The sequence below is a fragment of the Paenibacillus aceti genome (assembly GCF_003614185.1).
Taxonomy (GTDB): Bacteria; Bacillota; Bacilli; order Paenibacillales; family Paenibacillaceae; genus Fontibacillus; species Fontibacillus aceti.
Genome location: NZ_KZ987724.1, coordinates 3,017,844 through 3,032,673 on the forward strand (window position 1 = coordinate 3,017,844; position 14,830 = coordinate 3,032,673).

The following is a 14,830-nucleotide window of genomic DNA, read 5'->3' on the forward strand; positions in this document are numbered from 1 at the left end:
GTTATTTGCCCTCCTGATCTACTTCATAAAATACCCAGAACCTGCTTGTCGTGAATACAACAATGGTTAGAATAAGAATCATTACGAACAGCACCCATAACAGCGCCAGACCGTAGCCAAACCGGCCGTAAGCGAAGATTTGCTGAAAAGCATGCACCGAATAAACATAGTTCGGCCGAAGCGGCGTCGAGAGCAAGCTGTTCGAATTGGCCGCAAGCAGAATTGGCTGCACGAAGATCTGCAGCGAGCTGATAATGCTCATAATAAATTGGAAGAACAGCACTGGCGTCACTAAAGGAATCGTTATTTTCACAAAACGCTGTATTGTCGTTGCTCCGTCAATCGCTGCCGCCTCATACAGATCCTTGGACACCCCCTTTAATCCTGCCAGATAGATAAGTATCCCTCCGCCAACACCCCACAGGAGCATAATAATCAGCGGATAGATCGCGTAATCGTATCCAAGCCAATCCACCGCCTCCAACCCCAGAGCTTCCAGCATCTTATTCACAATGCCATCATCGACGAACAAGGAACGCCACATCGTCCCTACAGCGACTACGGGAATAATCGACGGAATAAAGAATAGAGTACGGTAAATGCCGATGCGCTTAATATTCTGATTCAGCAGAACAGCTAACAGAAAGCCTAATATAATCGTAGACGGCACCATAATCACCGTAAAAAATAAAGTCCTGCCCAGCGAATACATCGCATCATTATCCGTAAAAACCTTGCGGTAATTGTCAAGACCGACAAACACCAGACGGTCCATATTGAAGCCTGCATAATTGGTAAAGCTCAAATACAGGCCATATAAGAGCGGAATTAATCCGAGCACAATAAATACGATGAACCATGGAGATATGAACAAATAAAACTCTATCGCCTCTTTAAAGCTTCTTCCGCGAAACCTGCTTCGTTTGCTGTGGAAGGCAGCGTCTGTCCCATGCACAACCTGTCTGTTCACCAAAAGCCCTCCTTGCTTCCGAGTTAAATTTAAGAAGGGCTGCCGAAAGCAGTGCTTCCACCAACCCTTCTGTGATTCCCTTATGGGCTAACCAGCTGCTTGCCTTCCGTAATGAGTGTGTTCAGCTCCTCTGTCATTTTCTGAACAGCTCCGTCGACTGTGTCCTTATCGAAATATACAGGTGTAAAGTATTTATCGATAATGGAGTTCACGGCTTGATAGTTCAAATAAGGGTTATAAGGCAGACTTCCATCTGTATACTGAAGTTCATTTTGAATAAAGTCATAGTTCATCTTGTCAAACGCCGATTCCTGAGGGAGCATTTCCGTCAATGTCTTCGTGCCTGGCAAGCCATAACCTGCTTTAGCACGTTCAACGGCAGGCTCTGCTCCGAAGAACCATTCAAACACTTCCCAAGCTTCCTTTGGATGCTTCGTATTTTTATAAATAATCGCGCCTGTGCCTGCGCCTGTCGGCGAGATTCGCTTGCCACCTTCCACTACCGGAGCTGGTGCTACGCCAAAGTCATCCAGACGGTCCTTTGTCAATTCATTGGTCTTCAGGAAACCAGAGAACCAATAGCCTGCAATAATAATCGCTGCCTTGTTATCTACGAACAATTGGCCGCCCCAGTCTGTCTCCTGCTGCAATGGGCTAGGCCCGATTCCCGATTTTGCTGTATCTACCCAAAAGTTCAGCAAATCCTTCGTTCCCGGTTTATCCAGCTCAGCTTGGCTGAAATCGGTGCTGAACATGCTGCTGCCCTGCTGGAGCAATTGCAGGTTCAACAAATCCTGATTCGCTGCGATCGTACTGTTGTAATAAGCAAGACCGTACTGTGTTGTTTTCTTGCCATTTTTTACAGTCAGCTTATTAGCAAGCTCAACCAACTCCTGCCAGGTCATAGCTTCTGTACTGCTAGGGAACGGCACTCCGGCCTCTTCAAACAACTTCTTGTTGTAATAGATCGTATAATCCGGCGACCAGTCTTTAGGGAAACCGTAGATCGCTCCCTCGCCATGCTTGCCGGAGGCAATATCATACTTAAATTGATTCACTACCGGAAGGAAATCTTCTATGTCAAACACTTTACTGGCTTGGAAATTTTCAGTCAGATCCATCGCCATTCCTTTAAGTACAAAGCCTGGAAGCTCTGTAACGGAATTGGTACGAATAATATCCGGGCCGTTGCCCGCAGCCATCATAGCCATCAGCTTGTTATAGTCCGCCGAGACAATCTCGACCTTAATATTTGGATGCGTTTTCTCAAATTCAGCTACGAGCTCACTAGTAAATTCCGTGTCGTACATCGTATGACGGATGACCACCTGTTCCCCGCTCTTCGCCGTATCCTTCGACTCTCTGTCTGCAGCGTCGCTGCCCCCGTTATTGCCCGGTGAATTAGCCCCATTACCTCCGCCGCATGCGCTCATCAAGAGCAGACTTGATATTACAAGTACAGACAAGCATGCAGTCCACCAAGATCTTTTCATTGAAATCCCCCTCACAATCACTTCTGTTGTGTTGTACACCTCAAATTATAAAATCGATCTATACCTCCAACAACGTCGTATCTTTTTTGATTCGTTCATATTTATTTGGGATTTGCCACTCCCATTAAAAAAAGCCCGCTTCTCTCTAACTAAATTAGAGTAGAAACGGACTTAGTAATAATATATAGCGATTCCCGGCCTTATTTAGGCTGGATATATCCTTCCGCTTTCAGCAACTCAGCGATTAGGACAGCACCGCCAGCGGCGCCGCGCAGGGTGTTGTGCGACAAGCCGACGAATTTAAAATCGTATAATGAATCCTTGCGCAAACGGCCGACGGATACACCCATACCGCGCTCGATGTCGCGATCCAGCTTCGTCTGCGGTCTGTTCTCTTCTTCAAAGTACGTAATGAACTGCTTCGGCGCACTTGGCAGACCAAGCTCCTGCGGACGTCCAGCAAATTGGCTCCAGCGCTTAATGATCTCTTCTTTCGAAGGTTTATTCTCAAACGAGACAAACACTGTAGCCAAGTGACCATCTGTTACAGGAACGCGAATGCATTGAGTTGTAATCAACGGCGAGCTGGCCTTAACGATTTCTCCGCCTACAACATGACCCCAAATTCGCAGCGGCTCCTGCTCGCTCTTCTCTTCTTCCCCACCGATATACGGAATTACATTATCCAGCATATCCGGCCAATCTGTGAAGTTCTTACCTGCTCCAGAGATGGCTTGATAAGTGGAGGCAACAACTTGGGTTGGCTTGAAATCAAGCAAGGCATTCAGCGCAGGGACATAGCTTTGGATCGAACAGTTTGGCTTCACCGCGATAAATCCGGTCTTAGTACCAAGGCGCTTTCTTTGGGCAGCGATGACCTCGATATGCTCTGGGTTAATTTCAGGAATCACCATCGGAACGTCTGGCGTCCAGCGATGAGCTGAGTTGTTGGAGATGACAGGCGTACCTGTCTTGGCATAAGCTTCTTCCAAGGCAAGAATCTCATCTTTTTTCATATCTACAGCACAAAATACAAAATCCACGTCAGCCGCAACTTCTTCTACCTTTGCAGCATCCTGTACGATAATATTTTTCACTTGTTCCGGAATGGGGCCGGCCATCTTCCATCGATCCTGGACTGACTCTTCGTAAGTTTTGCCCGCTGATCTGCCGCTAGCTGCAATACTTACCACCTCAAACCATGGATGACCGTCCAACAGCTGCACAAAACGCTGCCCGACCATGCCCGTTCCTCCGATAATCCCCACTTTAAGCCTTTCTGCCATGTTATCTCCATTCCTTTCCTCATTAGCTTAATATTTTGTTTATTACATCCGCCGGCGTGTTCCGAACGGTAAATCCCATCACTTTTAAACACGTACTATTAGTAGATGCTTATGCGAATCCTCTGTAACAGGTACCACAGCTTTATTATACAAAAAAATCTCACCCCTAAGACTGTAGTCTCAGGGACGAGATTTGGATTCTCGCGGTACCACCCTAAATTTACCGATATGTCGCCATATCAGCCTCTTCAAGTACAGCAGAAGTGCATATACTTTAGCTCTGTAACAGGAGCTCCTGGCACACCATCTCCTGATGATCTCAGGTTTCGGAGTGCTGCTCAGAGTCTTTTTTCGGATAAGCGATTCTTTGCTCCTTTTCACCGCAGCGGAGCTCTCTGGAAAAGAACCAGTTTACCTACTCTTCTCTTCATCGCATTTGGTATTACTGTTTATAATATATAAAAATCGGCCGGAGGTAAACCATTTTCTATTCTTTTATTCAATCTCCGGCTACCCGATGTTCTCAAATGCCTCTAACCTTTGGAAGCCCCTGCAGTTAGACCTTCGACCAGGTTGCGCTGAAGGAGCAGGAATAGCATCGTTATAGGTACCGCGACGAGCACGGCTCCGGCAGCGAACATCGTAAATTCGGTCGAATTCCTCTGGCTCACCATTCTGTATAAACCGACTGCTAACGTCCGCTGATCTTCCGTCCTCAACACCAGATCCGCGAAGATAAAGTCGAGGAAGGCACCGTTAAAGATCATGAGGCTCGCATAGGTCAGCATCGGCTTAGCGAGTGGGATAATGATGGAAAAGAACACTTTCAGGTGGCTGGCTCCATCGATTCGTGCCGCATCTTCTAGGCTTTTCGGGATCGTATCAAAAAAACCTTTGGCTACGAATACATTCGATATAATCGCACCCGAGCTATAGACAAGAATCAACGCCCAATGAGAATTGAGCAGTCCCATCGTATTCAGCAGAACGTAAATAGCAATCATAGCCATGAATCCTGGAAACATCTGAAGCACAAGTAAAGTGTTCAGGGCGAATTTACGGCCCGCGAAGCGGAATCTTGAGATTGCGTACGAAGTAAGCAGCAGTAGAAACGTACCGAAAAGGGTTGATAGTACCGCGACCTTCAGCGTATTCAAGAACCACAGAGGGTATTTGGTCTTCTCGAATAAATCCCGATAATGTTCCAACGTAAAGCTGCGTGGAAATAAAGTATCGCTGTAAAGACTGTTGCCTTCCTTTAAGGAAGACATGATAATCCATAATGCGGGAAACAAGCTTACGCAGGATAAAATGATAAGCAGCATATAGCTGATCCCAAGCTTGACCCGAGCGGACCGGCTGTTCATGCTATCATATCCTCCTCTTTATAAGATCTGGTGCGGCGGTAGCTAATAATTGATAAGGTAGCGATGATTAGGAAGATAATGATACCGATCACCGACGCGAAGCTGTATTGCGATTGATTCAAGGCCAGCTTGTAGAGCCAGGTCACCAGCAAATCCGTATGCCCAGCGTATTGGTAATTCGAATTGACTGGGTTGCCGTCCGTCATTAGATAGACGACATTGAAATTATTTATATTGCCAGCAAATTGCATTATTAGAATAGGCGCCGTCGAGAACAACACCATCGGCATCGTAATGGAGCGGAATTTCTGGAACGAGTTCGCTCCATCAACATCAGCCGCTTCGTACAGATCCCTCGGAATCGTCGTTAGCACCCCAATAGCCAGTATCATCGTTACCGGGATACCGATCCACATATTTACAAGAACGAGTGTGACCCTTGCCCAGATCGGATCTGTAAGCCAAGGTATTCCATCAAAGCCGATCCAGCGCATGATTTCGTTAACCGGGCCAAACTTGTTGTTAAACATATTCCGCATCACGAGCAGAGAGATCATGCTTGGAATCGCAAACGGAATGATCATAATCGTACGCCAGAACATCTTGAAGCGAATCCGGGGCTGTTGAATCAGTACTGCGATTAGGATGCCGCCAATATAAGTCGTCACCGTAGCCAGAATGGCCCATATAACTGTCCATAGCAGGACGCCGAAAAACGTGTTGCTCCACACCTTCAGGCTGACCAGCTTGACAAAATTGCTGAAGCCAACCCAGTCAATCAGATTGGCAGGCGGGAGGATCGGATCTGCATAATTTGTAAAGGCCAACAAAATAGAGAAGATTAATGGAAGAATCGTCAAGAACAGAACCGTGACGGCGGGTAGCGCAAGTACGAGATAAGCAAAGTTTTTCTGATTTATTAGCTGCAGCGACTGTCGGAAGTTATTCGGGGCAACACCCGCATCTCTTTCCTTCCCCACTTTGTAGGCATCCCTGATATTCAGGACGTATATCACACCGACGAGAAATAAAGATAAGGCCGCCATTAATCCTTTGATCATAAGAAATATCGAGTGGTCGCCTTCGACCATCTTCGTAATTTTACCTACCTTCACCAATCCACTAGGTTGTTCTCCCAATGTAATAAGCCCCTTCAGATAAGTAGAAAGTCCAATCACCGAAGATAAGTATATCGCAGCGAGGCCTGTCGCCAAGAACAAAATCCCTTTCATCCATTGCCGATTGTACAATTGCCCGAGACCCATAAAAAGAACCGACAGGGTGGTACTTATTGTCTTTCTTTGCATGCGTTAAACAACCTCTTTTCTTGCGATTTGACCGACTTCACCCGACCGCTGGGGCGATCGGGTGGAGTCTTTTGAAAAAAGATCGAACTAATTGGATGAAATACTTGTCTTGATTGTATCGACCATCGTATCCAGTGTGGTCTTGACGTCCGCCTTCGGATCGTCCCAGATTGTTCTAAACGCCGCTTGAAGCGGATCCCATACCGCATTAATCTCCCCGATAGTCGGCATCGGCGTGGAGTGAGAGAACTGCCCATAGAACCCACTGATAACAGGATCATTCTTGATTGTAGGGTCCTCTCCTGCTTCCTTGTTCGCTGGAATGGCTCCCGTCATCTGGTAGTTCAACAACTGGTTCTCCTTATTAGCCGCGAAGTTGGAGAAAAGGCGAGAAGCAATCGGATATTCGGTGTAAGAGTTAACAAAGTAAGCTTTCACGCCAGAGAAAGAATGAGATACTTCGCCGTTTGACATCGCTGGCAAGGGAGCAACTCCGAAGTTGACTTTGTCTTTGAATGCCGCTATCGACCATGGCCCGTCGATATTCAAAGCCAACTTACCTTCCTGGAACAACTGCGTCTTCACGTCATAGGACACATCTCCCGCATTCATAGGCAGAATTTTTTTAAGGCTCTTCAGCAGCTCAAACCCTTGAACCGCTCCTTCGTTATTCAAACCGATATCGGTTGGATCGGTGTTATCATTACCGAAGAAGTAGCCTCCGAGCGTGCTGACGAATGGATAGGTATAATACCCAACGAACTCCCACATAATGGCGTATTTATTTTGCTTGGTATCCGTGTAGGTCTCCGCGAAGCTTATAATTTCGTCCCAAGTTTTCGGAGCTTCAGGGAAAATGTCTTTGTTATAGTACATGGCGTACGTCTCAACCGATTTTGGATAGCCGTACAGAACTCCATCATAAGATACTGCTTTGATTGCGGAATCCTCCATGACAGCGCGTGTCTCATCCTCGAACAAATCGTTAGGCAGAAGAAGACCTGCTTTAACCGCTTGAGCGATCTGATCATGAGGCATTGTAAGGACATCTGCTGCAAGCTTCGATGGTCCGTCAGTCGCTAGACGAGTGCCCTGATCCCCGCCGGCTACGACTTCCAGCTTGACCTGTACTCCATACTGCTTCTCGAATTCGGCCGCGACTTTCTCCATATACTCCATTTGCTCTTGTGATTCCCATACCGTCAACTTGGCTCCAGGTTCCGGTAAATACTCCTCTTCGTTCTCGGTAGAAGCCGGAGGCGTATCGGATGTGTTAGATGGTTGTGCACTGTTCGGGCTTGAATTGCCTCCGTTGCTGCCCCCGCATGCCGCCAGACTGAGAACCAACATTACACTAACCAGACCGATAACCCATTGTCGCAACTTCGCTTTTTGTTTCAACCTCACATTGTCCACCCTTTCTTGATTGAGTTTCTTTTTCTTTGTGCAAACGTTATACCAATTCTGTAAAAAATACCTCTACCCACTAACTCCTTGTGACTATAAAAAAAAGAGTACAACTCTCTACAAATCGAATGATTGTCGAGGTTGTACCCTTGGGGTAGCAGCGCCTTTAAATTGTCTCAAGCGGTTGTATTCTCCACTAGAACTATTAAGACACTTTCATTATAAGATTTACGAGAAAACGTTTGCAAATATTAAAATTGAGGGAATTTATCGTAATATTACTTAAATTCATTGAAATCATTAACTTTTCCTCTGTTATAGTCCAATATCTCCATTTTCTTCTTCATTACTCACTAAAGAATAATTATTTTAAATAAATACCTGTCCTCCAAGCCGACTTATTAAAGCTGTTGCCAACATGGAAACCATGTGTTAAGATGGGGGAAATTTAAAGGCAATGAAACTTTCGGGTTCAACCTCGGTTTATTCAGAGGTTGGACCCTTTTTGCGTTCTCTTGCCTGAAGGAGGCCATCATTAATGATTGAGCTGGAAGCGGTATATCATCGCAGCGGACTGAATTGGTCCTATGCCTATAACGAATCGACCGTACACATCCGTCTCCGCACGAAACGTGGCAATGTGACGCAGGTACGGCTGGAGTGTGGCGACAAATATAACTGGGATAAATATAACGAATCCATTGCCATGGAACGGTTCGGTTCAGACGGCCTGTTCGATTACTGGCAAGCCACTATATCACCACGATTTCGGCGGGTTGTCTATTATTTTGCCCTCTATGGGGAAGCGGGCGAGACCGTCTATTTTCTGGAGAAGGGATTCTTCAATACGCCTCCAACGATTCTTTATGAGGGGCTGTTCGATTTCCCATATCTGAGCCCTGAGGATGTTCACTCCCCGCCAGAATGGGTCAAGGAAGCAGTCTTCTACCAGATCTTTCCCGAGCGATTCGCCAAGGGCGATCCATCCATCGACCCGGAAGGGGTGCTGGAATGGGGCGATGTGCCGAGCCCAACCAATTTTTTTGGCGGCGATCTGCAAGGCGTGCTTGATAATCTAGATTATCTTGTTGAGTTGGGAATCAATGCGATCTATTTCAATCCATTGTTCGCCGCGACCACTAATCACAAGTACGACACGCAAAATTATATGCTTGTCGATCCACAATTCGGCACGAATGAGAAGCTGAAGGAACTGGTTAACGCCTGTCATACCCGGGGCATCCGGGTACTGTTGGACGGCGTCTTCAACCATTGCGGGCACACATTTCCGCCCTTTGTTGATGTTCAGCAGAACGGACCCGCCTCCCGCTATGCCGACTGGTTCCATATCAGGGATTGGCCGCTCAAGGAGGAGGACGGCATTCCGAACTATGCCACCTTCGGCTTCGAGCCGATTATGCCAAAGCTGAACACGGGCAACCAGGAGGTCAAGAACTATCTGCTGGAGGTCGGGCGGTATTGGATCGACGAGCTGGGGCTGGACGGCTGGCGTCTCGACGTGGCCAACGAGGTGGACCATACATTCTGGCGCGAGTTCCGGCGCGAGATCAAGAAGGCGAATCCAGACGCCTACCTGCTCGGGGAAATTATGCATGATGCGATGCTGTGGCTTCAGGGCGACCAGTTCGATGCTGTGATGAATTACCCGTTCACCAACATCGTGCTTGATTTCTTCGCTAGAAGACGCATTGACGCCATTCAGTTTGCTCAGAGCATCAACGCCCAGTTGGCCAACTTCCCGCAGCAGGTCACCGAGGCCGCGTTCAACCTGCTGGGCAGCCACGATACCGTCAGGTTGCTGACGCTGTGCGGCGGCAATAAACGGCTGATGAAGCTTGCAGTGCTGTTCCAGCTGACCTTTCAGGGGACGCCCTGCATCTACTATGGGGATGAGATCGGCCTCGACGGAGAGCATGATCCCTACAACCGCAAATGCATGGAGTGGGACCCCGGTAAGCAGGATCGCGAGCTGCTGGGCTTCTTCCGCCGCCTTATCGCCATGCGCAAAGCTCACCCTGCATTACGCGGTAGCGGCCTACGCTTTCTAACAGTCACTGGGCACCCTCAGTTGCTCGCTTACGAACGACGCGACGAACAGGACCGCTTTCTGCTGCTCCTGAACAATAACGAGAACGAATGCTCCGTCACCCTGCAGAGCAGCGGGATGAACAGAATGTGGCTGGATGCCTGCAGCGATGCCGATGTCCAGAGAGACGAGGGGACGATGCAAGTGGTACTCCCTGACTTTGGATACGCCATCCTGCATATTTCTGCGGATACTGGCAGCGACGCAATCCTTCTATCCGCTCGTTAGAGCTCGTTCCAGACCCGGTGTTGCCCGGCACTGTAGTCCAAAACTTTTTACTGTTAGTATTTGACAAAAATAGAATGGCCATTTAAAATGAAGGCGCATTCTTGTTTTTATTCTGCAAAGCTGGGCAAGGGTGCCGATCTACAATTTGAGGGCGCTGCTTTCCTGATCATATTCCGAATCAGGAACAACCCCGTAATCTTCAAGAGAAGATTGCGGGGTTATTTGCATTGGCGTCGAGAAAGGAGGAGGCCGACTACATTCAGCGCTTGGCTTGGTGTCCATGGTAGTGTGTACGTGCAGAAACAGTATAAAAAGCTTGAAAGGCGGTTTGATCAATGAAACGGATGATTAAAAAATCAATTATCACACTGCTTGCTTCCACCTGTCTCTTTACAGCATGGCTCGCTCCGTCTTTTGCTGTTCCTACGGCAAACGCCGCTCCCGATACATCGGTTCTGAACAAGCAAGGGTTCTCCACCGATGTCATCTATCAGATCGTTACCGACCGCTTCGCGGACGGAGATCCTTCCAACAATCCGTCCGGTGCCGCATTTTCTCCGGGCTGCACGAATCTTAAGCTATACTGCGGCGGAGACTGGCAGGGAATCATCGATAAAATCACCGACGGCTATTTTGCGGGAATGGGCATCAGCGCGCTGTGGATCTCCCAGCCTGTAGAAAATATATACAGCATCATCGACTACTCCAGCGTAAACAACACGTCTTACCATGGCTATTGGGCTCGCGATTTCAAACGGACAAATCCGGCGTTTGGCAGCATGAGCGATTTTCAGGAACTGATCGACACCGCTCATGCCCATAATATTAAAATTATTATCGATTTTGCGCCGAACCACACTTCCCCGGCTTCCGAGACGCAGCCCTCCTTCGCCGAGAATGGGCGGCTGTACGATAATGGCAGCCTGATCGCCGGTTACACTGGGGATACGAACGGAATTTTCCATCATAATCAGGGAACGGATTTTTCATCGTTAGAAGATGGCATTTATCGTAATCTGTATGATTTGGCTGACATCAATCACCACAACAACAAAACAGACGCCTACTTCAAGGAGGCCATCAAGCTTTGGCTGGATATGGGCATCGACGGCATCCGGGTAGACGCGGTAAAGCATATGCCGGAAGGCTGGCAGAAGAACTGGGTAGCTTACATTTCGGGATATAAGCCGGTGTTTACCTTCGGCGAATGGTTCCTCGGAGTCGGCGAGAATGATCCGAGCAACGTCAGCTTCGCCAATGAATCGGGCATGAGTCTGCTGGATTTTCGATTCGGACAAAAGGTTCGCCAGGTATTCCGCGACAACACTGACAATATGTACGGCTTGAACAGCATACTTGCAGGAACCGCAGCCGATTACACGCATATTCAAGACCAGGTCACATTCATTGACAATCATGATATGGACCGCTTCAAGCTCGGTAACAATAACCGCCGCCTGGAGCAGGCACTGGCCTTTACGCTTACCTCGCGCGGTGTTCCGGCTATTTATTACGGTACGGAGCAATACATGGCAGGCAACGGTGATCCGGCAAACCGCGCCTTCATGAGCAGCTTCTCGACGGCTACCACAGCCTATAAAGTCATCGGCAAGCTGGCTCCGCTTCGCAAGTCCAATCCGGCTATTGCTTACGGCAATACCCAGGAGCGCTGGATCAATAACGATGTTTATGTTTACGAGCGGAAATTCGGCAGCAGCATCGCGCTGGTGGCCATTAACCGCAGTGAGACTGCCGCCGCATCGATTACCGGCCTACAGACATCACTTCCTGCCGGCTCCTACGCGGATCTGCTGGGAGGATTGCTCGATGGTAACGGCATAACGGTCGGCAATACGGGCTCCGTAACGGCCTTCAACCTTCCGGCCGGAGCCGCTGCCGTATGGCAATTTACCACTGACGAGACGGCTCCGATCATCGGCAATATCGGACCGGATCTGGGGACAGCCGGGACGACACTGACGATCGACGGGCGGGGCTTTGGCAATGCCAAAGGAACCGTCTACTTCGGCACAACGGCGGTCTCTGGAAGCCAGATCATTCAGTGGGAGGATTCCCAGATTCAAGTGATCGTTCCGGCGGCTACACCCGGCACGCATAACGTGAAGGTTCGTAGCGCCTCCTCCGTAGACAGCAACAGCTACAGTAGCTTCAACTTACTGACTGGGGATCAGGTATCGGTCCGTTTCATCGTGAACCATGCCAGCACCGTATACGGCGAGAATGTTTACCTGACAGGCAATACTCCCGAGCTCGGCAACTGGGACCCGAACAAGGCAATCGGCCCTTTATTCAATCAGATCATTGCCGCCTATCCGTCCTGGTACTATGATGTCAGTGTGCCTGCCGGAACGGAACTGCAATTCAAATTCATAAAAAAGAACGGTAGTGCTGTCACCTGGGAAGGCGGAGCCAACCACAGTTATATAACACCAGCCAGCGGTGTCGGCACTGTTGTAGTCGACTGGCAGCCGTAATCCCCAGCTCAAGAGCACAAAGGTCCAGCCGGGGCATCCCCTCGGCTGGACCTTAATTGGAATCAAATGATTAAACGGATTGTTTAACTACTTCAAGACCTAAAGTAAAAATCAGTTGGCCAACGCTTTAGCGGCCGCACGATCGCCGCCAAGACGACCGGAAGTAAATGAATAACCGATTCCGACGCCGTTGCCGACATAGGTATCATTAAACAGTACACCTTCCGATTCCAGACCTACCGCGAACAATCCAGGGACCGGGACGCGCTTGTCATTCAATACCTGAAAATCGGTATTAACGAGCAAGCCGCCTACTGAGCCGAGGTTGTTGATCTCAGCGATAATGGCGTAATATGGACCGCTCTCTCCCATCAATTGCAAATAAGCCTTGGATTTGCCGAACTCGACATCCACCCCGGTGCGAATAGCTTCTTGATATTTGTTGAAGGTGTTCTTAAATACATCAGTATCCATGCCAGCGTTCTTCGCCAACTCCTCGATAGTGCCGCCCTTGTATCCGTCTCCGTTCTCCACCATCGAATCAAAGACTTGCTGTGCATTTTTCCAAGGCGTATCCAGCTTGAATTGATCCTGGAAGTCGGCATAAAATTCCGGCGGCATGCCTGGAAGTCTAGGCGCTTTCACGCCATTCATGCCTTGTGCGGTCAGTGCATCGATTTGTGATTGAGACACGATAACCAAATGATAAGGGCCATTAAAAGCACTTGTATTAGCGGCAGCTACCGCTTCCAATGTAGCCGCCTCGTCGCGGAATCTTGCCCCGGATGGCCCGACATTGATAAAGTTCGGCAAATAGCTGAGCATCAGCGGATAGCTGGCTTCAAATGAAGAGTATTGCTCCTTCAGCTTGCCAGTAGCTCTGGCAAGCGTTTGGTGCAGCATTTGGCCTCCGAGGTTGTCTGGAACCTTGGCTCCAGCCGCCCATGCCATCTCCAGCCCTTCGCCGATATTTTGTCCCAGCCCCCCATTGATGCCTTCGAATCCAAAGACTTCCTTAACCATCTCTTTGTTGGCCGCATAACCACCGGTTGCCATCACAATGCTCTTAGCTGTAACCTCAAGTGTAGTTCCGTCCTTCTTCTCTGCTATAACTCCTGTAACTTCGCCATTCGTTCCAGTCATCAGCTTCTTAGCGGTCGTCTCGGTAATCACCTGGCCCCCGTTCTTCTCAACGGATTCCGCCAACATGTTCCTCAGTAATTCCTGACGGGTATCATAAGCAGGAAGCACGTGCAGCGGCTCGCCAGCGAAATTCATGAACATGGTCTTATAACCTTTATCCGCCAGCCAGTCATACGTTTCTCCGGACTTCATGACATATTGCCGGATCGCAGCAGCGTCAACGCGCCAATGATTGTTATAGATCCAATCGGCTATTTCCTGCTCTACGTTAACTTTCAAGCCTTCATTCAACGATGCGGAAGAATTATAAAATTTACCGGCCCAGGACAAGTTGCTCGCACCGCCGATCGTTGCCGTCTTCTCAATAATAATGACTTTGGCCCCTTTGTCTGCCGCCGATACGGCTGCCGATACGCCTGATGCGCCTGCGCCTACGACAACTACGTCCGCCGCAAGCTGCTCCGTTAAACCTTCGCCCGGCTTCTTTACCGCATTTGACTTAAAAGCTTCAACGTCCCCTCCTGCCTGTTTCACGGCATCCTCCACCGCGGCCAGCAAACCGGCACTTGTCTCGGATGCTCCGGATACGGCGTCTACGGCTAACGTCTGGCCATCAATAATTTGCTCCTTTAAGGTGTCGAGTGCAGCATCACCAATTCCTGCGGTTTCGCCTTGGCTCAGTACTTTAATATCCGTAAGTTGATCCTCCGTAAAGGTAACTTCGATCTGAATCGTCCCCTCTTTCCCCTTGGACTCCGCTGTATAGATTCCGGGTATAAAGGACATCTTGTTTACGGTATTTTCTTTTTGCGGCGTTAACTGTTCCGAATTGCTGTTCGCTGAATTTTCTGCTTGCGGCTTGTCTGAATTCCCTTTGCATCCCCCTAGCATCGACAGAATCATAACCAGGCATACTGAAATAATCGCAAATCTGTAAACGGATTTTCTGCGCATTTCTAATTCCTCCTCCTTTTGGTTTACGCAGCCCCCTCTTCTTTTGTCCCTAAGGCTACAGCCAAAGCTTAAA

At 48.7% G+C, this 14,830-nt stretch carries 9 protein-coding genes and 1 other annotated feature; of the genes, 2 read left to right on the forward strand and 7 right to left on the reverse strand.

Going from position 1 to position 14,830, the window contains the following annotated elements; translation table 11 throughout:
* Position 1 precedes the first annotated feature (1 nt).
* The 6 genes from BFJ94_RS13435 to BFJ94_RS13460 all read right to left on the reverse strand — a co-directional run bounded on the left by BFJ94_RS13435 (position 2) and on the right by BFJ94_RS13460 (position 7,830).
* Positions 2 to 970, reverse strand: coding sequence for a carbohydrate ABC transporter permease (locus BFJ94_RS13435; RefSeq protein ID WP_120463131.1), 969 nt, complete (start codon positions 968 to 970; stop codon positions 2 to 4).
* Positions 971 to 1,050: 80 nt separating this feature from the next.
* Positions 1,051 to 2,463, reverse strand: a complete 1,413-nt coding sequence (locus tag BFJ94_RS13440; protein ID WP_120463132.1) for an ABC transporter substrate-binding protein — start codon at positions 2,461 to 2,463, stop codon at positions 1,051 to 1,053.
* A 200-nt stretch (positions 2,464 to 2,663) separates the two neighbouring features.
* Positions 2,664 to 3,749: an aspartate-semialdehyde dehydrogenase gene (asd, locus tag BFJ94_RS13445; RefSeq protein WP_120463133.1), complete on the reverse strand. Its 1,086-nt coding sequence runs from the start codon at positions 3,747 to 3,749 to the stop codon at positions 2,664 to 2,666.
* A 179-nt stretch (positions 3,750 to 3,928) separates the two neighbouring features.
* Positions 3,929 to 4,189 (reverse strand) — a binding site (T-box leader).
* 93 nt (positions 4,190 to 4,282) lie between these two features.
* A complete protein-coding gene (locus tag BFJ94_RS13450) occupies positions 4,283 to 5,116 on the reverse strand; it encodes a sugar ABC transporter permease (protein ID WP_120463134.1) in 834 nt (277 codons plus the stop codon).
* Positions 5,113 to 6,423: a carbohydrate ABC transporter permease gene (locus BFJ94_RS13455; RefSeq protein WP_120463135.1), complete on the reverse strand. Its 1,311-nt coding sequence runs from the start codon at positions 6,421 to 6,423 to the stop codon at positions 5,113 to 5,115. Before BFJ94_RS13455 ends, BFJ94_RS13450 begins: the two co-directional genes overlap by 4 nt.
* 87 nt (positions 6,424 to 6,510) lie before the next feature.
* Positions 6,511 to 7,830, reverse strand: a complete 1,320-nt coding sequence (locus tag BFJ94_RS13460; RefSeq protein WP_338044294.1) for a sugar ABC transporter substrate-binding protein — start codon at positions 7,828 to 7,830, stop codon at positions 6,511 to 6,513.
* A gap of 538 nt (positions 7,831 to 8,368) precedes the next feature.
* Here BFJ94_RS13460 and BFJ94_RS13465 point away from each other — a divergent pair.
* Together BFJ94_RS13465 and BFJ94_RS13475 are read left to right on the forward strand one after the other, a co-directional pair.
* Complete coding sequence (locus BFJ94_RS13465) at positions 8,369 to 10,165, forward strand: glycoside hydrolase family 13 protein (protein WP_120463136.1); 1,797 nt, start codon at positions 8,369 to 8,371, stop codon at positions 10,163 to 10,165.
* Between the two features lie 335 nt (positions 10,166 to 10,500).
* Complete coding sequence (locus tag BFJ94_RS13475) at positions 10,501 to 12,660, forward strand: alpha-amylase family glycosyl hydrolase (protein WP_120463138.1); 2,160 nt, start codon at positions 10,501 to 10,503, stop codon at positions 12,658 to 12,660.
* Between the two features lie 111 nt (positions 12,661 to 12,771).
* On the opposite strand, the gene BFJ94_RS13480 is transcribed toward BFJ94_RS13475, so the two are convergent.
* Complete coding sequence (locus BFJ94_RS13480; protein WP_120463139.1) at positions 12,772 to 14,757, reverse strand: FAD-dependent oxidoreductase; 1,986 nt, start codon at positions 14,755 to 14,757, stop codon at positions 12,772 to 12,774.
* Between the last annotated feature and the right edge of the window lie 73 nt (positions 14,758 to 14,830).

Excerpts from the sequence above, each read along its gene's own strand:
- BFJ94_RS13450 (WP_120463134.1), bottom strand. The coding sequence starts at position 5,116 with ATGAACAGCCGGTCCGCTCGGGTCAAGCTTGGGATCAGCTATATGCTG.
- BFJ94_RS13455 (WP_120463135.1), bottom strand. The coding sequence starts at position 6,423 with ATGCAAAGAAAGACAATAAGTACCACCCTGTCGGTTCTTTTTATGGGT.
- BFJ94_RS13440 (WP_120463132.1), bottom strand. The coding sequence starts at position 2,463 with ATGAAAAGATCTTGGTGGACTGCATGCTTGTCTGTACTTGTAATATCA.
- asd (WP_120463133.1), bottom strand. The coding sequence starts at position 3,749 with ATGGCAGAAAGGCTTAAAGTGGGGATTATCGGAGGAACGGGCATGGTC.
- BFJ94_RS13475 (WP_120463138.1), top strand. The coding sequence starts at position 10,501 with ATGAAACGGATGATTAAAAAATCAATTATCACACTGCTTGCTTCCACC.
- BFJ94_RS13480 (WP_120463139.1), bottom strand. The coding sequence starts at position 14,757 with ATGCGCAGAAAATCCGTTTACAGATTTGCGATTATTTCAGTATGCCTG.
- BFJ94_RS13465 (WP_120463136.1), top strand. The coding sequence starts at position 8,369 with ATGATTGAGCTGGAAGCGGTATATCATCGCAGCGGACTGAATTGGTCC.